This is a genomic window from Xenorhabdus entomophaga (assembly GCF_037996725.1).
Classification (GTDB): domain Bacteria; phylum Pseudomonadota; class Gammaproteobacteria; order Enterobacterales; family Enterobacteriaceae; genus Xenorhabdus; species Xenorhabdus khoisanae.
Genome location: NZ_JBBMXH010000397.1, coordinates 1 through 340 on the forward strand (window position 1 = coordinate 1; position 340 = coordinate 340).

Genomic DNA, 340 nt, shown 5'->3' on the forward strand with positions numbered 1-340 from the left:
ACTGAGCTTCTGAATGGTGCGGCTGGTATCCACCTCAACATCCTCGCCTGACAGTGGCTTAAACCCACACTTCGGACAGACATAAACGCCCGCGGGCTTCATGTAATGACAAGATGAGCATTCTTTCGGTAATTTCTCGCGTTTTTCCTGTTCCCGGTGACTGGAACTGGACTTCATACCGTCGTTTTTGCGGGGCAGCTCGTCATATTCGATGTCGTCCGGGTAACCAAGGCGATGGACAGTACCGGAGTGATCGAAGATAAGGCAGGCTTCTTTACCCGGCGCAGTACGTAAGCCTCTGCCAAGACACTGAGTCCATCGAATTTCTGATTTCGTCGGC

The 340-nt window shown here is 52.1% G+C and carries 1 pseudogene; it reads right to left on the minus strand.

The features are described 5' to 3' along the window. Positions 1-340: pseudogene (locus AAC854_RS23375) on the minus strand (DEAD/DEAH box helicase); the annotation flags it as partial.